Annotated in this window: 29 protein-coding genes; 11 read left to right on the top strand and 18 right to left on the bottom strand. The window is 71.4% G+C overall.

Annotation, left to right across the window (positions count from 1 at the left end; all coding sequences use genetic code 11):
• Positions 1–11: 11 nt before the first annotated feature.
• Positions 12–713: a FadR/GntR family transcriptional regulator gene (locus tag EDF27_RS08875; protein WP_123655878.1), complete on the bottom strand. Its 702-nt coding sequence runs from the start codon at positions 711–713 to the stop codon at positions 12–14.
• A gap of 121 nt (positions 714–834) precedes the next feature.
• On the opposite strand from EDF27_RS08875, the gene EDF27_RS08870 reads away from it, so the two are divergent.
• Entirely contained in the window at positions 835–2,343 is a 1,509-nt protein-coding gene (locus tag EDF27_RS08870) for an MFS transporter (protein ID WP_123655877.1), read from the top strand.
• Between the two features lie 60 nt (positions 2,344–2,403).
• On the opposite strand, the gene EDF27_RS08865 is transcribed toward EDF27_RS08870, so the two are convergent.
• Genes EDF27_RS08865 through EDF27_RS08850 form a run of 4 tightly spaced genes read right to left on the bottom strand, consistent with a single transcriptional unit; the run spans position 2,404 to position 5,668 of the window.
• A complete protein-coding gene (locus tag EDF27_RS08865) occupies positions 2,404–3,084 on the bottom strand; it encodes an N-acetylmannosamine-6-phosphate 2-epimerase (protein WP_207909588.1) in 681 nt (226 codons plus the stop codon).
• Positions 3,081–4,001, bottom strand: a complete 921-nt coding sequence (locus EDF27_RS19925; protein WP_132048271.1) for an ROK family protein — start codon at positions 3,999–4,001, stop codon at positions 3,081–3,083. The genes EDF27_RS08865 and EDF27_RS19925 overlap by 4 nt, the downstream gene beginning before the upstream one ends.
• A complete protein-coding gene (locus EDF27_RS08855; protein WP_132048269.1) occupies positions 3,998–4,720 on the bottom strand; it encodes a fumarylacetoacetate hydrolase family protein in 723 nt (240 codons plus the stop codon). Before EDF27_RS08855 ends, EDF27_RS19925 begins: the two co-directional genes overlap by 4 nt.
• A gap of 9 nt (positions 4,721–4,729) precedes the next feature.
• Complete coding sequence (locus tag EDF27_RS08850; protein ID WP_243698268.1) at positions 4,730–5,668, bottom strand: dihydrodipicolinate synthase family protein; 939 nt, start codon at positions 5,666–5,668, stop codon at positions 4,730–4,732.
• A gap of 124 nt (positions 5,669–5,792) precedes the next feature.
• Between EDF27_RS08850 and EDF27_RS08845 the strand changes: the two genes are divergently transcribed.
• Both EDF27_RS08845 and EDF27_RS20245 read left to right on the top strand, forming a co-directional pair.
• The gene (locus EDF27_RS08845; RefSeq protein WP_123701637.1) at positions 5,793–6,260 is read left to right on the top strand and encodes a DinB family protein; all 468 of its coding nucleotides are present in this window, start codon (positions 5,793–5,795) and stop codon (positions 6,258–6,260) included.
• A 40-nt stretch (positions 6,261–6,300) separates the two neighbouring features.
• Positions 6,301–6,432, top strand: a complete 132-nt coding sequence (locus tag EDF27_RS20245; protein WP_260233370.1) for a hypothetical protein — start codon at positions 6,301–6,303, stop codon at positions 6,430–6,432.
• Positions 6,433–6,453: 21 nt separating this feature from the next.
• On the opposite strand, the gene EDF27_RS08840 is transcribed toward EDF27_RS20245, so the two are convergent.
• The 6 genes from EDF27_RS08840 to EDF27_RS08815 all read right to left on the bottom strand — a co-directional run bounded on the left by EDF27_RS08840 (position 6,454) and on the right by EDF27_RS08815 (position 10,102).
• On the bottom strand, positions 6,454–6,759 hold the full coding sequence (locus tag EDF27_RS08840) for an antibiotic biosynthesis monooxygenase family protein (protein ID WP_123701639.1): 306 nt from the start codon (positions 6,757–6,759) through the stop codon (positions 6,454–6,456).
• A 28-nt stretch (positions 6,760–6,787) separates the two neighbouring features.
• Positions 6,788–7,672: a biotin-dependent carboxyltransferase family protein gene (locus EDF27_RS08835; protein WP_123701641.1), complete on the bottom strand. Its 885-nt coding sequence runs from the start codon at positions 7,670–7,672 to the stop codon at positions 6,788–6,790.
• Positions 7,669–8,295 (bottom strand): allophanate hydrolase subunit 1, encoded by a 627-nt coding sequence (locus tag EDF27_RS08830; protein WP_132048267.1) that lies wholly within the window; start codon positions 8,293–8,295, stop codon positions 7,669–7,671. The genes EDF27_RS08835 and EDF27_RS08830 overlap by 4 nt, the downstream gene beginning before the upstream one ends.
• A complete protein-coding gene (locus tag EDF27_RS08825) occupies positions 8,292–9,053 on the bottom strand; it encodes a 5-oxoprolinase subunit PxpA (protein WP_132048265.1) in 762 nt (253 codons plus the stop codon). Before EDF27_RS08825 ends, EDF27_RS08830 begins: the two co-directional genes overlap by 4 nt.
• Positions 9,054–9,286: 233 nt before the next feature.
• Positions 9,287–9,628 (bottom strand): YciI family protein, encoded by a 342-nt coding sequence (locus tag EDF27_RS08820; protein ID WP_123655868.1) that lies wholly within the window; start codon positions 9,626–9,628, stop codon positions 9,287–9,289.
• A gap of 9 nt (positions 9,629–9,637) precedes the next feature.
• Positions 9,638–10,102, bottom strand: a complete 465-nt coding sequence (locus EDF27_RS08815; protein WP_132048263.1) for a hypothetical protein — start codon at positions 10,100–10,102, stop codon at positions 9,638–9,640.
• A 161-nt stretch (positions 10,103–10,263) separates the two neighbouring features.
• Here EDF27_RS08815 and EDF27_RS19655 point away from each other — a divergent pair, with 161 nt between their 5' ends.
• On the top strand, positions 10,264–10,428 hold the full coding sequence (locus EDF27_RS19655; RefSeq protein ID WP_165931414.1) for a hypothetical protein: 165 nt from the start codon (positions 10,264–10,266) through the stop codon (positions 10,426–10,428).
• A 2-nt stretch (positions 10,429–10,430) separates the two neighbouring features.
• Here EDF27_RS19655 and EDF27_RS08810 read toward each other — a convergent pair whose 3' ends face one another.
• Positions 10,431–10,889: a MarR family transcriptional regulator gene (locus EDF27_RS08810; protein ID WP_132048261.1), complete on the bottom strand. Its 459-nt coding sequence runs from the start codon at positions 10,887–10,889 to the stop codon at positions 10,431–10,433.
• A 61-nt stretch (positions 10,890–10,950) separates the two neighbouring features.
• Here EDF27_RS08810 and EDF27_RS08805 point away from each other — a divergent pair, with 61 nt between their 5' ends.
• The gene (locus EDF27_RS08805) at positions 10,951–11,586 is read left to right on the top strand and encodes an MBL fold metallo-hydrolase (RefSeq protein WP_132048259.1); all 636 of its coding nucleotides are present in this window, start codon (positions 10,951–10,953) and stop codon (positions 11,584–11,586) included.
• Positions 11,587–11,649: 63 nt separating this feature from the next.
• On the opposite strand, the gene EDF27_RS08800 is transcribed toward EDF27_RS08805, so the two are convergent.
• On the bottom strand, positions 11,650–12,300 hold the full coding sequence (locus EDF27_RS08800) for a hypothetical protein (protein WP_132048257.1): 651 nt from the start codon (positions 12,298–12,300) through the stop codon (positions 11,650–11,652).
• Between the two features lie 186 nt (positions 12,301–12,486).
• On the opposite strand from EDF27_RS08800, the gene EDF27_RS08795 reads away from it, so the two are divergent.
• On the top strand, positions 12,487–12,819 hold the full coding sequence (locus EDF27_RS08795; RefSeq protein ID WP_123655863.1) for a hypothetical protein: 333 nt from the start codon (positions 12,487–12,489) through the stop codon (positions 12,817–12,819).
• A 47-nt stretch (positions 12,820–12,866) separates the two neighbouring features.
• Here EDF27_RS08795 and EDF27_RS08790 read toward each other — a convergent pair whose 3' ends face one another.
• Both EDF27_RS08790 and EDF27_RS08785 read right to left on the bottom strand, forming a co-directional pair.
• Positions 12,867–13,211, bottom strand: coding sequence for a YciI family protein (locus EDF27_RS08790; RefSeq protein ID WP_132048255.1), 345 nt, complete (start codon positions 13,209–13,211; stop codon positions 12,867–12,869).
• Between the two features lie 154 nt (positions 13,212–13,365).
• Positions 13,366–14,841 carry an MFS transporter gene (locus tag EDF27_RS08785; RefSeq protein ID WP_123655861.1) on the bottom strand — a complete coding sequence of 492 codons (1,476 nt, stop codon included), beginning with the start codon at positions 14,839–14,841 and terminating at the stop codon, positions 13,366–13,368.
• Positions 14,842–14,947: 106 nt separating this feature from the next.
• On the opposite strand from EDF27_RS08785, the gene EDF27_RS20240 reads away from it, so the two are divergent.
• Entirely contained in the window at positions 14,948–15,523 is a 576-nt protein-coding gene (locus EDF27_RS20240; protein ID WP_132048253.1) for a TetR/AcrR family transcriptional regulator, read from the top strand.
• 267 nt (positions 15,524–15,790) lie between these two features.
• Here the strand turns inward: EDF27_RS20240 and EDF27_RS08775 are convergent, their stop codons facing one another.
• The gene (locus tag EDF27_RS08775; RefSeq protein WP_132048251.1) at positions 15,791–16,981 is read right to left on the bottom strand and encodes an MFS transporter; all 1,191 of its coding nucleotides are present in this window, start codon (positions 16,979–16,981) and stop codon (positions 15,791–15,793) included.
• A gap of 53 nt (positions 16,982–17,034) precedes the next feature.
• Here EDF27_RS08775 and EDF27_RS08770 point away from each other — a divergent pair, with 53 nt between their 5' ends.
• The 3 genes from EDF27_RS08770 to EDF27_RS08760 all read left to right on the top strand — a co-directional run bounded on the left by EDF27_RS08770 (position 17,035) and on the right by EDF27_RS08760 (position 19,606).
• The gene (locus tag EDF27_RS08770; RefSeq protein ID WP_123701657.1) at positions 17,035–17,721 is read left to right on the top strand and encodes a GAF and ANTAR domain-containing protein; all 687 of its coding nucleotides are present in this window, start codon (positions 17,035–17,037) and stop codon (positions 17,719–17,721) included.
• 10 nt (positions 17,722–17,731) lie between these two features.
• Complete coding sequence (locus EDF27_RS08765) at positions 17,732–18,445, top strand: GAF and ANTAR domain-containing protein (protein WP_123701659.1); 714 nt, start codon at positions 17,732–17,734, stop codon at positions 18,443–18,445.
• Positions 18,446–18,538: 93 nt separating this feature from the next.
• Positions 18,539–19,606, top strand: a complete 1,068-nt coding sequence (locus EDF27_RS08760) for an acyl-CoA desaturase (RefSeq protein ID WP_123701661.1) — start codon at positions 18,539–18,541, stop codon at positions 19,604–19,606.
• A gap of 16 nt (positions 19,607–19,622) precedes the next feature.
• Here the strand turns inward: EDF27_RS08760 and EDF27_RS08755 are convergent, their stop codons facing one another.
• Both EDF27_RS08755 and EDF27_RS08750 read right to left on the bottom strand, forming a co-directional pair.
• On the bottom strand, positions 19,623–20,651 hold the full coding sequence (locus EDF27_RS08755; protein ID WP_243698267.1) for a zinc-binding alcohol dehydrogenase family protein: 1,029 nt from the start codon (positions 20,649–20,651) through the stop codon (positions 19,623–19,625).
• Positions 20,652–20,689: 38 nt separating this feature from the next.
• Positions 20,690–21,772 (bottom strand): saccharopine dehydrogenase NADP-binding domain-containing protein, encoded by a 1,083-nt coding sequence (locus EDF27_RS08750; RefSeq protein ID WP_132048247.1) that lies wholly within the window; start codon positions 21,770–21,772, stop codon positions 20,690–20,692.
• Positions 21,773–21,869: 97 nt separating this feature from the next.
• On the opposite strand from EDF27_RS08750, the gene EDF27_RS08745 reads away from it, so the two are divergent.
• The gene (locus tag EDF27_RS08745) at positions 21,870–22,472 is read left to right on the top strand and encodes a TetR/AcrR family transcriptional regulator (RefSeq protein WP_132048246.1); all 603 of its coding nucleotides are present in this window, start codon (positions 21,870–21,872) and stop codon (positions 22,470–22,472) included.
• Positions 22,473–22,514: the final 42 nt, after the last annotated feature.

The following is a 22,514-nucleotide window of genomic DNA, read 5'->3' as shown; positions in this document are numbered from 1 at the left end:
CTCCGTGCTGCTCAGGCGGACGCTGTCGTGAGCTTGGAAGTCGAGGCGTCCAGGCGGGCGTAGATGCCCTGGAAGTGTGCCCGCATCGCCTCTTGCGCGATACCGGCATCGCCGTCGACGACCGCACGGATGATCGCGCGGTGTGCCTCCACCGAGTCGTGTCCGTACGGGGAGACATCCGCGAGCTGGTCGTGCGCTTCGTGGTACGCATCCCAGAACACGTCGACGAGCTGTCCGATCAGCGGGTTGTCGAGGTGACTGTAGAGGGCGCGGTGGAATCGTCGGTCGGCATCCGCGGAGAGCTTCGGGTCGCCGATCTCCTCGGCGAGGTCGGTGAGGTGCGCTCGGTCGTCGTCCGAGAGCACGCCGACGAGTTCGACGACCGCGCTGGTCTCCAGCATCTCGCGCACGCGAGCCAGGTTCCGGAGCGCGAGGAGCCCGTCTGGCCCTGCGACGAGCGTGCGGAAGACGAGCGACGGGGCGAGCGCTTGCAGCGAGGGTGATGCCACGAAGGTCCCGTGTCCGTGGCGGATGTCGACGATGCCCCACGCGCGGAGTTCCCGGATCGCCTCGCGGACGGTGTTCCGGGAGACGCCGAGCCGCTCGATGAGCTCGAGTTCCGTCGGCATGCCGTCGCCCGGGCGGAGGCCGAGTTCCCGGACCAGTTCGACGATCTGCTGCGCGACCGGTTGCTGCACGACTCGAGAGGCCATGGTGTCCGCCTTCCTCCCTCACAGCCCTTGCGGGGGATTCCTGCCGATGTTACCGTCTGAGCCAACGTCCAACGTCCAACGTCTGACGAGGTGTCAGACTGGCCCCGATCGAAGGAACACCATGTCTCCTGCGCGGACAGCGCCGTCCGGTCCCTGGTACCGAGACATCTCCCGGCAACAGTGGAAACAGTTCACCGCGTCCTGGCTCGGCTACTTGCTGGACGGTTTCGATTTCGTGCTCATCACGCTCGTCCTCAGCGAGATCGCGAAGGAGTTCCACCTCGGAACCGTGCAGAGTGCGTCACTGATCTCCGCGGCCTTCATCAGCAGGTGGTTCGGCGGGCTGGCCCTCGGTGCGCTCGGCGACCGCTACGGTCGGAAGACGGCGATGATCGTCAGCATCATCCTGTTCTCGCTGGGGTCGGTCGCTTGCGCCGCAGCCCCCTCCTACTGGGTGCTCTTCGCCGCCCGACTCGTCATCGGGATGGGCATGGCGGGGGAGTACGGATCGAGCTCCACCTACGTGATCGAGTCCTGGCCGTCGCACCTGCGGAACAAGGCCAGCGGCTTCCTGATCTCCGGCTACTCCATCGGCACCATCATCGCGGCGCAGGTCTACCGCTTCGTCGTCCCGGAGTTCGGCTGGCGCGCGCTCTTCGTCATCGGACTGCTCCCGATCGCCATCACGCTCTGGCTCCGCCGCGCACTTCCGGAGTCCGAGGACTGGAAGGCGGCGAAGTCGGCGGCATCATCGACGTCCGACGACCACGTGCCGGCGCCGAACGTGTTCGGCGTGCTCTTCGCCGGCCGGCACCGCGCGCTCAACATCATCAGCGCCGTGGTGGCCATCGTGCTGTTGTCACTCATCTTCGGGCAGCTCATGCCGAACGGGTTCGCCGTCGCGGCAGGAGCGGCAGTGCTGGCCGCGGTCTTCATCTCCTACATCGTGCAGTTCTCGAAACGCCGCTGGCCAGCGGTCCTCGCGGTGACGGTCACGGTGTTCGCCGCGTTCCTGTACTCGTGGCCGATCCAGTCGTTGCTGCCGACGTACCTCAGCACTGATCTCGGCTACGACGCCGCACACGTCAGCAATGCGCTGTTCTTCGCCGGCTTCGGGGCCGCGGTCGGGTGCTGGGTCGCGGGGTTCACCGGGGACTGGCTCGGGACCCGGTGGGCGTACGTCGGCAGTTTGCTGCTCTCCGAGGTCCTGGTGTTCCCGCTCTTCGCGGTGGGCGGAACCTCGCTGATGGTCCTCGGGCTGTTCCTCTTCGTCCAGCAGGTGTTCGGACAGGGCATCGCCGGGCTCCTCCCGAAGTGGATCGGCGGGTTCTTCCCGACGGAGCAGCGTGCCGCCGGTCTCGGCTTCACGTACAACGTCGGTGCGCTCGGTGGCGCGGTCGCGCCGATCCTTGGTGCGAGCCTGGCGGTTCAGTTCTCGTCGCTCGGCACAGCGCTCGCCGTGATCTCGTTCTCCCTGACCGCCGTGGTGATCCTGCTCATGGCGTTCAACGTGCCCGCTCGGGTGCAGCGGTGGATCCATCCGGACGCTTCGTGGGCGGGTGACTTCTCCCGCGAGGGCGGGTTGTCGATCGTGGACAGCGACCCGAAGGTGGTCCAGCGCGTCGGCTGACGCACGAACGACGGATGCCCCGGGCCGACTGGCCCGGGGCATCCGTCGTCGGCGGAGCGATCAGTGACCGCGCACGGCCTCCCCGAACCAGCCCGTGATCGTGGCGGGGTGCGTGATGGCCGTGCCGACGACCACCGCGTACGCACCGGCGGCGCGACATGCTGCGGCCTGCGCCGGGGTGTGGACGCGGCCCTCGGCGATCACCGGCAGCGGCGATCGTGCGGCGAGCGCAGCCAGAACCTCGAGGTCAGGACCGTCGGTCTTCGGACGCTCGTCGGTGTAGCCGCAGAGCGTCGTGCTCAGGCAGTCGACGCCGGCGTCGATGGCCGCGAGGCCGTCCTCGACGCTGCCGACGTCCGCCATGAGGAGCACGCCCGAGCGCGACCGGAACTCCCGCACGGTCTCGGCGAGCGTCCGCCCGTCCGGTCGTGCACGGCGAGTGCCGTCGATCGCGACGATGTCGGCTCCGGCTCCGGCGATCACGAGGGCGTGCCGCAGGGTCGGGGTGATGAACACCCCGTTCGCGCCGACTTTCCAGAGACCGATCAACGGTACGTCGACGCGCTCGGCGATCAGGGCGACGTCCGCGACGCCCTGCGCACGGATCCCGGCTGCGCCGCCGGCGACGGCGGACTCCGCCAGTTGCGCCATGGTCTCCGGGTGCCGCATCGGCTCGCCGGGATACGCCTGGCAGGACACGACGAGCTCGCCGGCCAGGGCCTGCAGTGGTCGATGGGTCACGGTGTCTCCTCCGAGATGCGGTGGTGCAGAGCGGCGCCGATGAGCGGGGCGTCCCCGGCGAGGGTCGACAAGGTGATCGGGCAGTCCGCCACGACCGGGATCATCGTGGTCCGTGCCGTTCGTGCGATGTGGTCGAACCACGTGGGGTCCGCGTAGGCGAGCCCGCCACTGACGACGACGACGTCGGGGTCGAAGGAGTTGACGAGACCGCCGATCGCCTCGCCGATGGCGGCGCCGGCACGGTCGACCACCCGCGTCGCGACGTCGTCGCCGTCGGCCGCGCGGGCGAAGACCGCTCTCGTGTCGACGACCGACGGATCGCGCGTCACGCGACGGTACTGCTCGAGGACCGCGGGTCCGGAGGCGACGGCCTCGAGGTGTCCGGTGCCTCCACAGGTGCAGGGCAGGCCCGTGGCCTGAGCGGACGGCAGGTGACCGAAGTGGCCGGCCGCCCCGGTCCGCCCGGTGTCCAGACGTCCGTCTGTGACGATCGCGCCACCGATCCCGGTTCCGAGGGCCAGCAGCATCACGCGCCGCGAATCGGCGCCGGCTCCGATCCGTGCCTCCGCCATCGCATGGGCGTGGACGTCGTTGAGGACGGTCACCGGGAGACCGCAGCGGGTGCTGAGCTCGGTCCGCAGCTCCGTCCCGGCCCAGGACCGGATGGCGGAGGTCGCAGCGCGGATGGCCCCGGTACGCGGATCGACGACGCCTGCGGAACCCACGCCGATGCCGCAGACGGGGTCCGGGCTCTGGGGGAGGAGGTGTTCGACGAGTGCCTGGACCACGCCGATGACGGCGCCTCCTCCCTGCGTCGCGGGCGTGGGGGCAGCAGCCCGTGCGAGGACCGATCCGTCCTCGGCGACGATTCCGGCGGCGGTCTTCGTGCCGCCGATGTCGATTCCGATCAGGGTCATACCACGCCGTTCTCGAGGGTGCCGATCCGGTCGATGCTCACCTGGACGCTCGTCCCTGCGGGAAGGGCGGCGTCGGTGCTCGGCGAACCGGTCAGGACGACGTCACCGGGCTGCAGGGTCATCGTCCTGGTGATCGCCGCGAGGATCTCGCAGATCGTGTGTGGCAGGTCCGCCGTGCTCGAGGACCGGACGAGGGTGCCTTCCACGCTGACCCGGATGGCGAGCGCGTCGGGGTCGTCGACGTCGGTCTCGATCCAGGGACCGAGCGGGGTGTACCCGGTCCCGGCCTTCGCTGCGAAGAACACCGCGTCCTCTGTCGGCGCGACGGTCGTCACGTCGTTCGCGATGGTGAACCCGAGGACGTGCTCGAGTGCGTTCTCGTTCGTGAGCGCGTGCGCCTCCGCACCGATGACGACGGCGAGCTCACCCTCCGCGACCACGGTCGTCGCCCACGCCGCGCGCTCGATCGTTCCGCCGGGGCCGGTGACCCCAGCCGAGGACTTCAGCCATCCCTGCACGCGGCGAGCGCCGTGGTCGTCCTCCGGGTGGGAAGCGCCGACGACGGTCCGGGGTTCCACCGGGGCGAGCAGCGTGGCCTCGGGCGGGAAGGTCCGCCCCGTGGGCCGGAGGTCGGTGAACGACGGGACCTCGTGCCATCGGTCGGCGTCCCAGCGAGCGTGCCGGGGTCCGTCGGGTGTGCTGAGCCGAGCGAGTCGCATCGGTTCAGGTCACAGGAGACCGGCCGCGGCGAGCCGCGCGCGCACGTGGTCGACCTCGCTGTCGTCGAGCTGCACGTACGGGTCGGCCGTTCGCGGGCAGTCGATGATCCCGCGGAGGTGCAGTGCGGCCTTGAACGCGCCGAGCGCCGACGAAGCCGGTCCCATCCGTGCGGTGTCTCCCGCGTTCACGAGGTCGAAGAGCGTGAAGAGGCGCTCCTGCTCGCGTGCCGCGGTCGCGGTGTCCCCGGCCTGTGCGGCATCCCAGAGGCGCACGTAGCCGTCGGGGTCGACGTTGCCCAATCCGGGCACCACACCCTGCGCGCCGAATGCGAGTGCCGCATCGACCGTGAGTTCGGACCCGGTGAGGACGCTGAAGCGATCCGTGAACGTCTTCGCGCCGAGGACCAGACCGCGGATGCCGGCGTCGTCGCCACTGCTGTCCTTGATGCCGGCGAGCACGCCTTCCTCGGCCAGTTCCAGGACCAGTGACGGGCTCAGCTTCGAGTGCACCGACACCGGGATGTCGTAGGCGATGACCGGCAGCGCGGTGCTCGCGGCGATGATCCGGAAGTGCGCAGCGATCTCCACCGGATGCGTGCGGGTGTAGAACGGCGCCGTGACGACGACGGCGTCCGCCCCTGCGGATTCGGCCTGCCGGATGTGCGGCAGCACGCGCGGTGTCGTCATGTCGATGACGCCTGCGACGACGGGGACCTGTCCCGCGGTGACTCGGCTGACGGTGTCGACCACCTGCCGGCGCTGCTCGTCGGTGAGGAACGCGACCTCGCCGGTGGAGCCGAGCGGGAAGAGCCCGTGGACCCCGGCGGTCAGGAGGTGCCCGACCAGCCGTTCGAGCGATGCGACGTCGACGTCACCGTCGGCGGTGAGCGGCGTGCAGACGGGCGGGATCACGCCGGCGAGCGGAGGCAGTGCGGGGGTGGTTGTCACGGGAGTCTTTGTCCTTCCGAGGGGCTGGGGGTCGAGACGTTGGACGTCCTACGTCCACCCTAACCGGCTGACTTCAACGCGGTCAACACGCTGCGCGCGCGGCGCTGCGGGGCCAAGATGGACCATGGTCAGCGCACAGGACGACATCGTCGAACTCGTGGAGTACGCGTCACAGCGGCTCGCGGACCGGATGGCCACCCTGGACGACGACGAGTGGGCGTGGGAGCCGATCCCGGGGAACGCCGAGGTCACGATCCGCTGGCGGCTCGACCACATCGCGGAGATGCTCGGCGAGGAGCGGAACTGGGCGTGGCTCGGTGCTGACGTGGCGGGCGCCCCGATGCTGACGCCGGCGACCTCGGCAGCGGCCGCACTGGCCGCCGTGGAGCTGGCGACCGACCGGTTCGTCGAACTCGCTCGCGGACTCGGTGACGCGGCTGACGAGCCGATCGGTGCGGTTGCCGGGCCGTACGGCGACAGCTCGAAGCGGTCCCTGGTCCTGCACGTCGTCGACGAGCTGATCCACCACGCCGCAGAAGCCGCGCTCCTCCGCGACCTCTACCTCGCTCAAGTGACCCCGGCACCGAGGTAGCGGAGCGTTCCGGCTCGGATCAGCACCAGCACGCGAAGTCGTGCGCCGCACTGCACGAGCAGTCACCCGGTGGGACGCGGAAGCACGCGACCTCGGGATCGGCGCGGACGAGCGGGAATCGCTCCAGACCGTCTTCGAGACGCCACAACTCGACTGGGCGCTCGCGCTCTGAGCTGCGGACGACCCCGCTTCGTCAGGGGAGCGTGATCTTCCGCTCGAAGGTGCGCGTCACGGGTGGCTCGGCGAGGATCGCCGCAAGTGCCTCGGCGCGGCCTTCGGGCGTCGCCCGCCACGCGACGTAGGCGTCGTGCGCGTCGGTCGAGGTCCAGACCTCGAGGACCACGAGCCGGTTCAGGTCGGCATCGTCGATCAGGACCTCGAGTGACTCGTTGCCCGGGAAGGCAGCGGTCTGCGCGAGCGTCTCGCGGATGGCTGACTCGACGCTCTCGGCGGAGAGGTCGTCGCGGAGCCGGACCTCGAGGAACACGGTCGTCGTCATGGGAGCACCTTTCTCAGTGGGTGATGTCTCAGTGGGTGATGCGGAAACGGAACACGTCGCCCGGGCGGAGCTGGGCGGCGCGGTCGACGGACTCGGGGGTGAGGACCGCGACGACGGGGTAGCCGCCGGTCACCGGGTGGTCGGCGAGGAACAGCACGGGGTAGCCGTCCGGCGGGACCTGCAGGGAGCCGGTCTCGACGCCCTCGCTCGGGAGCTCGTGCGTGACGGCTCGGACGAGCGGCGTCGCAGCCGCGGTGCGCACGCCGACGCGGTCGCTGTCGGCGCTCACGTGGTGGTCCTGGCCGGTGAGGGTCTCGCGCCACTCCGGGGTGAACCAGTCGTCGCGGGGACCCGGCGTGACGTCGAGGACGACGGGCTCCCACGGCCACGGCTCGAGCGGTGGCGGGACCGCGTCGACGATCGGCCACGCGTCGGCTGCGGTGCCGACCGGGAGCACGTCGCCGGCCGTGAGGGGAGCCGGGCCGAGCTGTGCGAGGGAGTCCCACGAGCGGCTGCCGAGCACCGGGTCGACATCGAACCCACCGCGGACGGCCAGGTAGGCGCGGAGCCCCGTCGGTGGGATGCCGATGTTGAGGGTGTCACCGGGCTCCAGTGCGATGACCTCGTACGCGGCGCAACCGCGGACCCGACCGTCCGCGTGCTCGACCTCGACCGGGCACTCGGCCCCGGTGACCGCGGCGACCACGTGCGCGTCGGAACGGAGTGCGACGGAGCCGAGCACGGCCTCCAGGACGGCTGCTTCCGGACGGTTGCCGACCATGCGGTTGGCGAGCGCGGCGGATGCCCGGTCGGCTGGGCCGGCCGCGCCCAGGCCCATGTCGCTGTACCCGGGCCGCCCGAGGTCCTGCGTCGTGGCGCCGAAGCCGACCTGCACGACGGTGAGGGCGCTCATGCGCCGGCCTCGACGAACCGGATCCGGGTGCCGGCCGGAGCCAGCGCGGGCGGGGTCCGGGCGAGGGACCACATCGGGACGTCGGTGCGGCCGATCAGCTGCCAGCCGCCGGGGGAGGTCCGCGGGTAGACGGCGCTGAACTCGCCGGCCAGTGCGACGGCGCCGCTCGGGACGGCCGTGCGCGAGGTGGCGCGGCGAGGGAGGTCGAGCGACGGTTCCGTGCCGGTCAGGTAGCTGAAGCCGGGGGCGAAGCCGCAGAACGCGCTCGTCCAGACCTGGCCCGTGTGCCAGGCGACGAGCTCCTGACGGGACATGCCCGTGACGGACACGACGTCGTCGATGTCGTCGCCGTCGTAGGTGACGGGGATGACGATCGGGTCGGCGGCGGCCTGGACGTCGGCGGCGGGAACCGGCGCGACCGTGGCGAGCGCTGCGCGGAGGTGACCGGCGTCCGTGCGGGACGGATCGAAGCGGAACAGCAGGGTCCGGGCGCCGGAGACGACCTCGGCCACGCCGGGCAGCCCGTCGGTGGGCAGGCCAGCGCGGAACGCCACGACCGACTCGAGCGAGTCGAACGTGGCGAGGAGCGCGGTGCCGCCGGCCGTCCGGACGTCGGGTGTCATGACGCGAACGGCGCGATCGTGATGCCCTGCGCGGTCAGCAGCGTGCGGATCGCCTGCGCCATCGCGACTGCGGACGGGGAGTCGCCGTGCACGCAGACCGAGTCGGCCCGGACCTGGACCTCGGAGCCGTCGACGGCGGTCGCGACGCCGTCGGTGACCATCCGGAGCACCCGGGCCGCGACCTGGTCGGGGTCGTGCAGGACGGAACCGGGACGGCTGCGGGCGACGAGGGACCCGTCGGGTTCGTAGGCGCGGTCGGCGAAGGCCTCGCTGACGGCGCGGAGCCCGTGGCGCTCGGCGGCGAGCAGGAGTTCGGAACCCGGCAGTGCGAGCACCGCCAGGGTCGGGTCGACGTCGGCGACGGCCCGCGTGACGGCTTCGGCCTGGATCGGGTCGGCGCACGCGGTGTTGTAGAGCGCACCGTGCGGCTTGACGTAGGTGACGCGTGTACCGGCGACGTGCGCGGTCGCGAGCATCGCGCCGAGCTGGTGGACGACGTCGGCGTGCAGCTCGTCCGGCGAGACGGACACCGGGCGGCGGCCGAAGCCGGCGAGGTCCCGGTAGGCGACGTGTGCCCCGACGGCGACGCCCCGCTCGGCGGCGGCGCGGCTCGTCGCGAGCATGATCGTCGGATCGCCGGCGTGGAAGCCGCAGGCGATGTTCGCGCTGGAGACGACGTCGAGCATCGCGGTGTCGTCGCCCATGGTCCAGGCGCCGTAGCCCTCGCCGAGGTCGCTGTTGAGGTCGATCGTCGTCACGAGGACTCCTGTCGTCGCCGGGTTGTTCCGCGACCCGTCGCCGGGTTGTTCCGCCACCCGTCGCCGGGCGCCGCGACCCGTCGCCGGGTTGTTCAACAATCTAGCGGCCGATCCTGCTGTTCAGGAAGTCCTCCGAGGCAGTCCGCTGACCATCGCGGCGAAGGCAACGGGTGTGGACGCGGCGCGCAGGATCGGCTCGGACACGGCGTGCACGGTACGCGGGGCGACGGCGGTCAGCTCTCGGGGTCGTCCTGGAACGCCCGGACCTCCTGCGCGCACCGGCACGCTGCGGCGATCTTCGCTGCCCACGCCACGGCGTCCTCGCGGGTGGGCAGCTCGAGCACGGTGTACCCGCCCTCGATCCGGGCAGTCTGCGGGTACGTGCCGGGGGTCACGCCGCCGTCCGCATCCACCATCACGGGTGGGACGTCCTCGTCGATGCCGCCGCCGAACACCCAGACGCCGGCGGCCTTCGCGTCCCGCACCACGGCGTGCGAGGCATCGGCGACCGCCTGCAGCTCGTCCGCCGGGAAGACCATGGCACCACTCGGGAAGGAGATCAGGTACTTCGTCATGCGCCTCGTCTACACCGCTCGGGCACCGGCCCACTGGCGGACGCGCAGCAGTCCCGCGCGGCGCCAGCGCCAGTACGGCGCGAACTTCGTCCCGTCGTCGACGTAGGCCGGGCGGAAGACCCAGAGTGCAGTCCGTCGTTCGCGGCCGTCGGGGCTCCGCCACTCGACCGTGCAGTCGTCGAGCACGGTGGTGATCGCGTCCCTCGGGATCGTCGTCGAGGCGAAGAAGCCGGTGTACCGGAGTTCGTCGGTGTCCAGGACGACCGCCACGCGGAGGGCGCGGACGGTGAGGGTGATCCCCGCGACGGCGAACAGTGCGCCGAGGACCACGCAGAAGACGCGAGCGCTCGATCCCGGCACCAGGAAGATCAGCGGCGAACTCAACCCCATCAGTGCGAGCACCGCGCCCATCACGAGGTTCGCGATCCGCTCCCACCGGGAGGCGCGGAGCACCTCGACCGCGGCGTGCTGCATGGTCCGGAGCGTACGCGTTGCCGTTTCGCGGAAGCAGATCGACATCGCTGTTGTCGAACGACAGGCGCGGTGTCGTTTCACGTCCGCGGCCCACCTCCGCGACAGCGGCCCCACCTCCGCGACCCCGCCCCACGCGCCCGACGCGTGTGCTTCACTGAGCCATGGTCAGCTCACTGGTCCTCGCGTCGTGTGCGACCGCGAACACGGACTGCGAGGACACGATGTCCACCGACGGGACCGGGATGTTCGTCGTCATCGTGGTGGTCGTCGCGGTCATCGTCCTGTTCGGCGTCATGCTGCTCGGGAAGGGCCGCGGCCGCCTCTGACGTCAGACCGAGCGCTCCTGGCCGTCGTGCTCCAGCGCCACCGTCAGTTTGTCGAGCACCCCCGCCGCACGCGCGAGCACCGCACGCTCCTCGGGCGTGAGCGCGGACTCGGCCGCGGTGAGGATGCGGGTCGACCGCCGGGTACGCGACTCGTCGATCATCGCCCGCCCGGCATCCGTGAGTGACACGAGGACCCCGCGCGCGTCGGCCGGGTCGGGGGAGCGTCGGACGAGCCCCTGCGCTTCGAGGTCCCCGACCGTCACCCGCATGCTCTGGTGCCGCACCCGCCGCAGCCGGGCGAGCGCCGCGATGCTGAACGCCCCGTCGCGCGCGAGGAACCCCAGCACCTCGATCTGCCCCTCGGGCGTCGTCTCAGAGCGCCGGATCGCGCGGATGGTCTCGCCGATGGCGCGCCGGAGTTCGTTGGCATCGTCGAGGTCGAACGTCCGGGATCGGTCCACACGAGGAACTGTACAGGTTCACTGTAGTGATTTGTACAGTGCGGCTGTATGGTTTGGAGTCATGGAACTCACGAAGTACACCCACGCGACCGTCGTGCTCAGCAAGGACGACGCCTCGCTCGTGATCGACCCGGGCGCGTACACGCCGAACTCCGCCGACCTCGTGGCCGGCACGACCGCGGTCCTCGTCACCCACGACCACCCCGACCACTTCGACGCGTCGATCCTCACGGCGGCGCTCGACGCCCAGCCCGAGCTCCGCGTCTGGGCGCCGGCGAGCGTCGCCGCCGAGCTCGGTGGCCACGACGGACGTGTCACCACGGTCGCGCCCGGTGACACCTTCGAGGCCGCCGGCTTCGCCGTGCAGGTCGTCGGCGGCGACCACGCCGTCATCCACGCCGACATCCCGCTGATGAGCAACGTCGGCTACGTCGTCGACGGTGCCGTCTACCACCCGGGCGACTCCTACTTCGTGCCCGACGTCGCCGTCGAGACGCTGCTCGCGCCGACCTCCGGCCCGTGGGCGAAGCTCGGCGAGCTGGTCGACTTCGTGCGCGCGGTGCACCCGACCCGTGCAGTGCAGATCCACGACCTCATGCTCAGCGACGCGGGGCGCGGCTCCTTCGCCCAGTTCACCGGGCAGCTCACCGGCACTGAGCTGGTGACGCTGGCCGACGGCGAGTCGGTCACGGTCTGAGACCTGACCACATGACGGGAGGCTCGGTGCCAGCTGGCACCGAGCCTCCCGTTCGTCCGGTGGTCACCGGAGCAGCTTGTCGGGCCCCAACCGCACCGGGGTACCGACGCCGCCGTCGACCGTGACCGCGGTGTCGGCCGCGATCCGGTCGGTCGTCGGCAGCCATGGCCGGCCGGGCGCGACGAGGACCAGCAGCCCGTGGACGTCCCCGACCGCAGCGAAGGACGGCGACGGCGGCGCCGCGTACGGGGCGACCCCGACCTGCCCCAGTTCGGCGACCGTCGCCAGCACGTCCGCGGTCACCACCCCGACCTCGCTGACACCGACGATGCTCGCGGCGCTGAAGGGCCCGTCGTGGTCCGGTGCGATGTCCCGGCGCTCGATCCACTCCAGGACCTGTCCGTCGGGGCCGTCGAAGTACACGGACCGCGAGTTCCATCCAGCCGGTCCCTCGAACTCGCGGACGCCGTCACGGGTCAGCACCGTCGCACGCTGACCGATCCAGTGATCCGCGGCGTCGAACGTGCCGGTGGGGATCGTGAACGCCAGGTGGTGCGTGCCGTCGAACTCCGCGGCCTCGTGGACGACCTCGGTGTGCCCGAGGCGGATCCGGACTGCCGAGGCATCCCGCGTGAGCGGGACGCCGAACGGTTCCCAGAACGCGGCGACGGCGTCGAGGGAGCGGGCGGGGAGCGTGACGGTGGCGATGCGCATGCAGGGAGTCAACGACCTGAACCGTGGTTGCGGTCAAGGGCAGACCGATCCGTCATGCGCACCCCCGGCGGACATCGCGTGGCTGCGACGTATCCTGGCTGTGGAAGCAACGAGGGTTCCGGCAGGGTCCTGCGCGTGGTCTCACCTCCCGGTGTCAGGACGTGGACCGCTATTCATGAGCGCAGCATGGCCGAACACATCATCGAGTACGTCGCCCGAGACCGAACGGGCATCACCGCCGTCATCACCGAGACCGGCGTCGTCGACGTCGACACCGTGATCCGCAACATCCACTCCGGGCACTCGGGCTACTTCGTGCGTGCGGGGGACTGGCGACGCGCTCCGGTCCGGAGTCTCTCGGTCCTCGGCAGCGCCTACCTCTTCGCGAACTGGGACGGCTCGAAGCGGAACAACCTGCACGACGTGGCGTTCCCCGCGCCGCCGCGCGAGTTCCGACCCGTGCGGCAGCGTCGACGGTTCGGCTTCCTGAACGCGTTGCTCGGCCTGTCCGCGCGGTAGCAGCCCGGAAGCCGCCCGCGAGCCGCCCGCGCGGATGCCGAACGTCGTCAGAGCAGCCGACGGAGTTCGACCTTCCGGTTGCACGCGGCCGATGCCTCGGTGGCGATCGACCGAGCGGTGTCGACGTCGGGCAGGTCGAGCAGCCAGAACCCGGCGACGTACTCGTCGGCGTCGATGAGCGGCCCCTCGGTGACGACCGGGGCGTCACCGCGGCTGTCGATCACGACGCTCTCGGCAGGCGCGGCGAGACCCCCGGCGAAGCGCCACTGCCCGTCCGCTCGGAGCCGGTCGTTGAAGGTCTGGACGGCCGCTTCCTCCGCGGCGGTCGCCGAGTCGGTCCTGCGGGAGGCCGAGGCCTGGCCGTCGTCGATCACGGACACGAGGAACTGCATGGCGCACCATCTCCTGGGTTCGGTGCCGCCCATCGTGCTCCTCCTGACGCCGTCTCGCCGAACCTGCCGACGTCCGTGGACCCGATCACGCACGGAGGCCCGCCCGGCGTCGATGACGCGGGGCGGGCCTCCAGGCTGACGGGTCGGTCGGACCCTACTTCGTGACCTCGTCGAAGTCGGTCACACCGGACGCGACCGCTGCTGCGCGACGGGCGCGCATCGACGGCGCGACGAGCGCGGCGAGGACCGCCAGGACGGCGACGCCCGTGCAGGCCCAGAAGCCGATCGTGAACGCGTCGTCGGTGGGCAGGCCCTGCGGGGTGCTGTGCGAGGTGATGAGCGCCGCGATGACCGCGGTGCCGACGCTCGAGCCGATGGTCCGGACAACGGTGTTGGCGCTGATGGCCTCACCGGTCTGGTTCGCCGGGACGCTCTCGATGATCGCGTTCGAGCAGGCGGCGAGTGCCATGCCGATGCCGATGCCGGTCAAGATGCCGGAGACGACGACCTGCCACAGCTCGCCGTGGGCGATGGCCGGCAGCAGGAACGCGGCGACGATCGCGACGCCGCCGATGAGCATCGGCGGCTTCGGCCCGACCTTGCGGACGAGGATGCCGGCGATCGGACCCGCGATGATCATCATGATGACGGTCGGCAGCAGGAAGAGCCCGGCCTGGGTGACGTCCTTGCCGAAGCCGTAGCCGACCGCGGTGGGGAGCTGCAGGAGCGTCGGGACGAGCACGAAGGTGCCGAACATCGCGAAACCGAAGACGAGCGCGACGACGTGGGCGGTCCAGACGCCGCGGACCGCGAAGAGCCGCACGTCGATGAGGGGTTCGGCGACACGGAGCTCGACGAACACGAAGGCGATGAGCGCGACGCCGCCGAGGATCAGCAGGCCGATGGTCTTGCCGTCGCCCCAGCCCCAGGTCTCGCCCTCGCTGATCGCGAGGAGGATCGACACGAGCGAGATCGCGAGGACGAACGTCCCGAGCATGTCGAGGCGTCCGGGCTTGCGCACTGGGGACTCGGGCATGCCGAAGATCGCGCCGAGCAGGGCGATGACGACGAGGACGGCGGGGAGCCAGAACAGCCAGTGCCACGACAGGTGCTCGACGATCGGACCGGCGGCGACGATGCCGACACCGGCGCCGATGCCGAAGATCGCGGAGAGCAGGCCGATCGTGACGCTGACCTTCTCCTTCGGGAGCTCGTCGCGGACGATGCCGATGGAGAGCGGCATGACCGCACCGGCGGCGCCCTGCAGTGCGCGGGCCACGATGAGCGTGCCGAGGTTCGGTGCGAGCGCGGCGAGCACAGCCCCGACGAGCAGGATCGAGAGCACGACGATGAGGACCTTGCGCTTGCCGATCATGTCGCCGAGGCGGCCGAGGATCGGGGTCAGCACCGAGGCGGACAGCAGGTAGGCGGTGAGCACCCAGCTCGCGGCGCTCGTGGTGACGCCGAGGTCCTTGCCGATGGTCGACAGGGCCGGGGCCACGAGGGACTGCAGGACCGCGAACGACAGGCCACCCAGGGACAGGTAGACGATGATCGCCGTGCTGTTCGGACGGCGACCGTCGGTCGTCGGGTGGGAACCCGTGCGGGGGTTCTCCGTGGTGGTGGTCATCGTGCTCCGCTTCGATGTAAACAGTTGCTGACTTGACGAGGGTACGCGGTTCCGGCGCGATGTCAACACTTGCTTACATCGAGGGGCGAGCCGGTACGCTTCGGCCATGAGCAAGGACGCCGAGGCCACACGCATGCTCCTCGTGCAGGCCGCCAGGCGACGCTTCGCCTTCGACGGGTACCGGGCGACCACCGTGCGCGACATCGCCGCCGACGCCGGGGTCAACGTGGCCCTGATCAACCGGTACTTCGTGTCGAAGGAGGGGCTGTTCCGCGCGTGCCTCGACCGGGTGGTGCAGGACCTCGGTGCTGAGGAGTCGCCCGCGCCCCGTGCCGTCGGGCTCGACCGGGCGCTCGGCGACCTGATCGGGCACATCGTGCGGTCGCCCTCCGACGAGGACTCCATGCAGCTCATGCTGCTCGTGCGGTCCTCGGGGGACGACGGTGCGGACGCGATCCGCCGCGAGACGCTCCGCCGCTACGCCGAACGGCTCGCGACCGTGGTCGGCGGATCGGTCACCGACGAACTCCTGCTCCGCGCCGAGATCGCGCTGTCCGTGGTGCTCGGGATGACGATGCTGCGGACCTCGACCCGGGTGGAGCCGCTGGCCACCGCGCCGGAGGACGAGATCGCCCGGCCGCTCGACGACGCACTGCGCGCGCTGCTCACGGGTCGCAGCTGACGGAGCGCGTGGCGGTCCCGCGCGTCGGGGGTCCCGCGCGTAGGAGGTCGAATCGCGCGTAGGCGGTCCCGCGCGTAGGCGGTCGAATCGCGCGTGGGCAGTTGAATCGCGCGTGGGAGGTCGTTCCTTTCGACCTCCTACGCGCGTTGCGCCCTTCCCGTCGGCGCGCGATGGGAAGGAACGCGCGTGTGCGCCGGACGGGAGGCTCGGGCCGGGCTGGTGCCGAGCCTCCAGGCCGGTGGGTGGGGACGTCCAGAGCAGGCGGGATCAGGCGGCGAAGCGGCGCGCGGCCGTCAGGCCGATGAGTGAGACGACCGCGACGACGAGTGCGAACACGACCCCGGCGGCGACGAGCCCGATCCCCGCGGCGAGGAGACCAGCGCCGATTGCCGGGATCGAGATCGAGAGGTAGGCGAGGACGAAGTAGGACGTCGTCGCCTCGGTCCGGCGGGACGCGTCGGTCGCACCGGTGATCGCACGGAGCCCGGTCATGAACAGCAACCCCTGGCCGATCCCGGCGAGGATCGAGGACCCGACGAGGAGCGCCAGCGACGTGGCGAGGAGCGACCAGACCAGCACGCCCATGCCCGCTGCCAGGGCGAGCGCGCCGATCACGATCAGGGTGCGGTCGGCGAGGCCCCGCAGCGCGATCTGCGCCGCGGCCGATGCCCCGAACAGCGCGAACACGACCACCCCGACCACGAACGGCGATTCGACGCCGAGGACCTTGCCCATGAAGTTCGGCGCGACCGAGGAGTACAGGCCGCACACCGCGAACCCGACCACCGCGCCGACGGCCGACGCGGCGAAGACCCCGCGGCTCTCCGGCGGGATGCCCGGCAACTGCAGCCGGATGCGGGAGCGGTCCGGCGTCACGGAGTCCCGCACGGCGAGCAGCGCGACGCCCGCGATGACGAGGAGCACGGCGTGCGCGACGTACGGCGCACGGAGTGGCCACGGCGTCACCGTCGCGACCGCACCCGCGAGCAGCATGCCGAGGCCGAGCCCGCCGATGTTCGCCGCGGTGGCCAGCGCACTCGCGAGGCCCCTGCGCTGCTCGGGGGCGTTCTCGAGCACGGCGACGGTGCCGGTCGCGGTGAAGATGCCCGCGGACAGCCCGGACAGGACCCGCGCGACGAAGAGCATCCACTCCGCGGTCCCGATCGCGAACACCACGGCCGACGCCAGCGAGAACACGATGCCGGCGAAGAGCATCGGACGGCGACCGACCGCGTCGGACAGGCGCCCGCCGAGGACGAGCGCGAGGATCACACCCCCGGCGTAGACCGCGAACAGCACCGTCGTGGTGGTGCTGCCGAAGCCGAAGCGGGATTCGTAGGTCGGGTAGAGCGGCGTCGGGATGGTGGTCCCGATCATCACGACGGCGAACACGTACGTCGCGGCGACGAGGGACCAGCCGGTGGCGGGTCGGGCCGCGGTCGCGGTTCCGGCGCTCATGCCGACCACGGTAGTCGCGCGTAGCCTGAGGGCGACGGACGGAGGAACACGTCATGAGCGAGTTCACCGCCGCCGCGAGCGCCATGCAGGCGGCCCCCGACGGAGCCGACCTGTGTCCGCCGTTCCTCGCCGTCTTCGACGTGTCCGGCGTCGGCGTCTCGACCCTCGGCGTCCCCCTCGGCTCGAGCACCGTCTGCGCGAGCGACGTCGTCGCGGAACGCGTGGACGAGATCCAGCTCGACCTCGGTGAGGGGCCCTGCTGGGAAGCCCTCACCATCGGCCGCCCGGTGCTCGAGCCCGACCTGGCCGCGACTCCGACCACGCGGTGGCCGGCAGCGCTCGACGAGTTCCTGCGTGCCGGGGTCGGGGCCGTGTTCTCGTTCCCGATGCGCGTGGGCACGATCCCCGTCGGCGCCGTCGACCTCTCCGTGGATCGTGGCCACGTGCTCACCGTGGACCAGGTCCGCGGCGCGGTCGCCCTGACCGAGATCGCGGCCCGCCGGGTCCTCCGCGACGCGATCCTCGCCGCAGCGGCAGACGGACGAGCCGACATGGGGGCCGGACGGTACTCGCGGCGCGAGGTCCACCAGGCGACCGGGATGGTCGCCGCCCAGCTCGACCTCGGTGTCGCGGACGCGCTGCTGGTCTTGCAAGCACACGCCTTCGCGACCGAACGGACCCTCCGTGACGTCGCAGCCGACGTCATCGATCGGCGCATCGACCTCGGGTCCGAGCACTAGGGAGCACACCATGGCAGCGACACGCGAGCACCGCCTCGTCGAGACCTTCGTGGCGCTCACCGACACACTGGTCGACGACTACGACGTCCTCGACCTGCTGCAGCACCTCGTCGAGACCGCCGTCGACCTCTTCGACGCGTCCGCGGCCGGCATCCTCCTGGTCAACAAGGAGCAGGAACTCGAGGTGCTCGCGTCGACGAGCGAACGGTCGAGCTTCGTCGGACTCCTGCAGCTGAACGCGGGCGAGGGCCCCTGTGTGGAGTGCTTCGCCACCGGGCACGCCGTCTCGGTGCGGAACCCGGAGGAGATGCGGCGACGCTGGCCGACGTTCGCGAAGGCGTCCGAGGAGTCCGGGTACGCATCGGTACACGCGATCCCGATGCGGCTGCGCGAGACCACGCTCGGGTCGCTCAACCTGTTCCGCGAGACCGAGGGGGCGCTGAACCCGGAGGACGCCCTCGCCGCGCAGGCACTCACCGACGTCGCGACGATCAGCATCCTGCAGCAGCGGACCCTGCAGCACGCGACCCTGGCGCAGGAGCAACTCCAGCGGGCGCTGGACAGCCGGGTCCTCATCGAGCAGGCGAAGGGCTTCGTGTCGCACACGCACCAGGTGGACATGGAGGACGCCTTCGCCATGATCCGGCAGTACGCCCGGGCGAACCGGGAGCCCCTGGTCGACGTGGCCCGTGCGGTGATCGAACGGCGACTCGAGCTGTCCTGACCACACCGTGGTCTCCAGGATGGCGGCGTACCGTGAGCCGGGAGTGACCCTGGACCCCGGTCACGGCAACGCCGCCGATCCGGGAGGAACACCATGAGCGGGTACATCACGACCGGGCCCCGCGCCGGCAGTTCCGGGACGTCGAGCTACTCGGCGCTCCTCGCACGGATCAAGGCCGAAGGGCTCCTCCGACGCCGGACCGGCTGGTACTGGGGGCTCATCGGCGTCCTGACCGGGCTGCTCGTGCTCGCGGGAACGGCGTTCGCGGTGCTCGGCGACGCATGGTGGCAGCTCATCGTCGCGGCCGTGCTCGGGCTGGTCTTCACGCAGTTCGCCTTCCTCGCACACGAGGCTGCGCACCGGCAGGTCTTCGCCTCGCACCACTGGAACGACCGAGCCGCTCGGTACGTCGGCACCTTCCTGACCGGCGTCAGCTACGCGTGGTGGACGAACAAGCACACCCGACACCACGCGAACCCGAACACCGTCGGCAAGGACCCGGACATCTCGTTCGACGCGATCTCCTTCCGCCCCGAGGACGCCGCCAGTCGCACCGGCTTCCTCCGCGTGCTCGTGCGCGTGCAGGGGTACGCGTTCTTCCCGATGCTGCTGGTCGAGGGTGCGAACCTGCACTGGCAGTCGATCCGCACCTACACGAGCGGCAAGGGCGTCAAGCGGCGCTGGGCCGAGGGCTCGGTGTTCTTCGCACGCTTCGTGCTCTACCTCGGCGCCGTGTTCTGGTTCCTGCCGCTCGGCATGGCGTTCGCTTTCGTCGGGGTGCAGCTCGCCGTGTTCGGGTTCTGCATGGGGATCGCCTTCGCCCCGAACCACAAGGGCATGCCGATCATCGAGCCGGGGCAGCGGGTGGACTTCTTCTCACGGCAGGTCCTGACGTCCCGGGACATCACCGGCGGCGTCTGGGTCGAGTACTTCATGGGCGGGCTGAACCACCAGGTGGAGCACCACCTCTTCCCGAACATGGCGCGGCCCAACCTCCGGGCGGCACGCGTGATCGTGCGGGAGTACTGCGCCACGCAGGGCGTGCCGTTCACCGAGACGACGATGGTGCGCTCGTACGCGATCGTGGTGCGCTACCTGAACGAGGTCGGGCTCGCGGCGGCGGACCCGTTCGCGTGCCCGATGGTCGAGCGGTACCGCTGAAGCCGACCGCTCCTCGTCACTCGATCCGGACCACCAGCTTCTTCGCGGAGACCCCGCGGCCGAGTTCATCGAGTGCGCCCGGGATCGCCGCGAGGCCGGTCCCGACCACCGACGCCTCCGGAGCGGCCCGGTAACGCCCCTCGGCCAGGGCTGCCGGCAGGAAGTCGGCGTAGATCGCGGGACCGACCGGGCTCTCGGTGGGACGGCCGCCCCAGATCGCCGACACGCGCACGCCGTGACGCCGGGCGAGGAGCCCCCGCACCGTGGTGACGGGCGTCGGGTAGGCGGAGGCGAGCCGTCCGCTGCCGGACGCTGCGCGGACGATGCCGAGCGTCCGCGTGAGGGAGCCCGCACCGATCGCGACGGTGCCCGCGAGCCGGCGCCCGGCCAGCGCTGCGACGATCTGCGCCTCCGCGCCGAGGTCCCGGTAGTCGAACACCTGCTCCGCGCCGAGGGAGCGCACGAGCTCGTGGTTGTGCGGCGACGCGGTGCCGATCACGGCGAAGCCCGCGGCGTGTGCGAGCTGGACGGCGTTGCACCCGACGCTCGTCGACGCTCCCCAGACGAGGACGACCTCGGCGCGCGAGTCGCGGTCCTGCCGGTCGTCGTTGTCGTCGCCGTCGCCCCTGCCCGGGAGCGGCAGGCCGAGCTGGTCGGGTTCGAAGAGCCCCGCGGCGGCCGTCGACAGGCCGAGCGGCAGGACGGCTGCCTGCTCGAACGCCAGGTCTGCCGGCAACGGCGTGCAGAGCTGCTCGAGGAGCAGGACGTGCTGCTGGAAGGCCCCTTCGGCAGCGTTGTTCCGGTGCCGCTCCTGCCCGGCAGCATGGCCGAGCACCCGGTCGCCCACGGCGAAGCGGGTGACCCCGTGGCCGACCTCGACGACGGTCCCGGCGACGTCGGAGCCGAGGACCGCGGGGTACCGCAGCCAGGGGGTCACGACGCGGCGGAAGAGCCCGGTGATCGCGTCGACCGGGTTCACCGCGACGGCGGCCGTGCGCACGACGACCTCGCCGGCTCCGGCGCGGGGGACCGGCGCAGGTCCCACCGTGGGCCGTCCTCGCCGGGTGGTCCAGAGCGCCGCGTTCATGCGCGGACCCCGTCCACGTAGCGTCCGCCGACGGACTCCGCGAGCTCGGGACCGAAGAGCGCCGCCGGGGTCCAGGCGCCCGGCCGGCCCTCGTCGTCCGCGAGCCGCCGGACGACCTCGGCGGCGATCGCCACCGTCGCCTGCTGCGCTTCCGGCAGGGCGAGCCACCCACGGGTCACGGAGCCGTCCGTCCACGTTAACCGCGCGTGCCCCCACGAGTGCGTCCGCGGCGCGGGGCGTTCTGGGAACCGGACCCGAGCGAGCAGTCGACCGGCGAGGCGTCGGACCGGCGCGAACACCAGGATCGAGGTGCCGAGCGGGAGGAGCCCGACCAGCCGTCCCGACGGCGCTTCGCTCGACGCCGCGAGCACGTCCGGCGCCCCGCTGGCACGCTGTGCGGCGACGAGTTCCCCGAGTGGCATCGCGGCGGTGGTGACGACGTCGCCGTCCGGGGTCACGAGTCGCTGGACCATGCCGCCGATGCGGGTCGGGCGCAGCTGCCCACCCTGGTAGAGGCGACCCTGGAACCGTCCGCCGCCGGGGACTCCGGGGAGCCCCTCGACGATCGTCCCGGCGAGTGCCTCACCGACCTGTCCGGCCTGGAGCGCGAGCGAGGGCACCATGTCGACGCGGACCCGCAGCGGTGCGTCCGATCGCGTTGCGGTGAGGCGCGCCACGACGCTCTCGGTACCCGTGACGCCGAAGCCCGCACCGGTCACCAGGGTGCGACCGGCTGCGACCGCCTCCGCGTTCCGGGCGAGGAGCGCGGGGACGGCCGCCATGTCGTTCGCCAGGTCGACGTAGTCCGCACCGGCGTCGAGACAGGCGTCCACGACCGGGTCGGCGGTCCCGGCGAACGGCCCGACGGTGTTGAGCACGACGCGCGGGCGGTCGCGGCGGACGGCGGCGGGGACCTCGGCCGACGTCAGGACCATCGACCGCGCACCCGGCGGGGTCGCGGCCCGCAGGCGCCCGGCGTCCCGCCCGACGAGCACCACGTCGAGCCCCCGCGCCGTGAGCACCTCGCTCACGGCGCGACCGGTCCGGCCCGTGCCGCCGAGGATCCACACTGTCGTCATCGTCGCTCCACTCGTCCTCGGTGATGACACGACGTGTCATCACTCGACCAGGAGTACACCATGACGACACGTCGTGTCATCACTTAGGGTGGAATCCGTGCGATGGAGTCCCGATGCCCGAGGCCGACTGGAACGCGCCGCGTTCGAGCTCTTCGCCGAGCAGGGCTTCGCCGCGACGACCGTGCCGCAGATCACCGAACGCGCCGGCCTGACGACGCGCACCTTCTTCCGGCACTTCGCCGACAAGCGCGAGGTGATCTTCGCGGGGCGGGAGATCCCCGACCTCGCCCGGACCATGCTCGCCGCTGCCCCGGCGGAACTCGACCCGCTCGACATCGTCGTCCAGGGACTCCGGCAGCTCGCGGAGGAGCGGTTCGAAGGGCGGCGCGACCAGGTGCTGGCACTCCGCCGGGTGATCGCGTCCGACGAGTCGTTGCGCGAGCGGGACGCCCGGAAGCGGGCCGACCTGGCACAGGCCGTGCGTGACGGGTTCGCGGCGCGGGGGAGCAGCCCGACCGAGGCGGCCGTCCTCGCCGAGACGACCGTGATGCTCTTCCACCTGGCGCTCGAGGAGTGGCTGACCGATCCCCGTGGCCGACGGATGGCCGACGTCGTGAGCGACCAGCTCACCGTGGTCCGGTCGGTGCTCGGCGCGACCGCCGACCCGCGAGCAGACGGACCGCCGCCACTGTCCGCGTGACCTGACCGCCCCCGAGGCCGGTCGGGGCAGGCGCACACGTGG

Source organism: Curtobacterium sp. PhB136 (genome assembly GCF_004346855.1).
GTDB lineage: Bacteria > Actinomycetota > Actinomycetes > Actinomycetales > Microbacteriaceae > Curtobacterium.
This window is presented reverse-complemented; position numbering and strand designations above follow the sequence as displayed.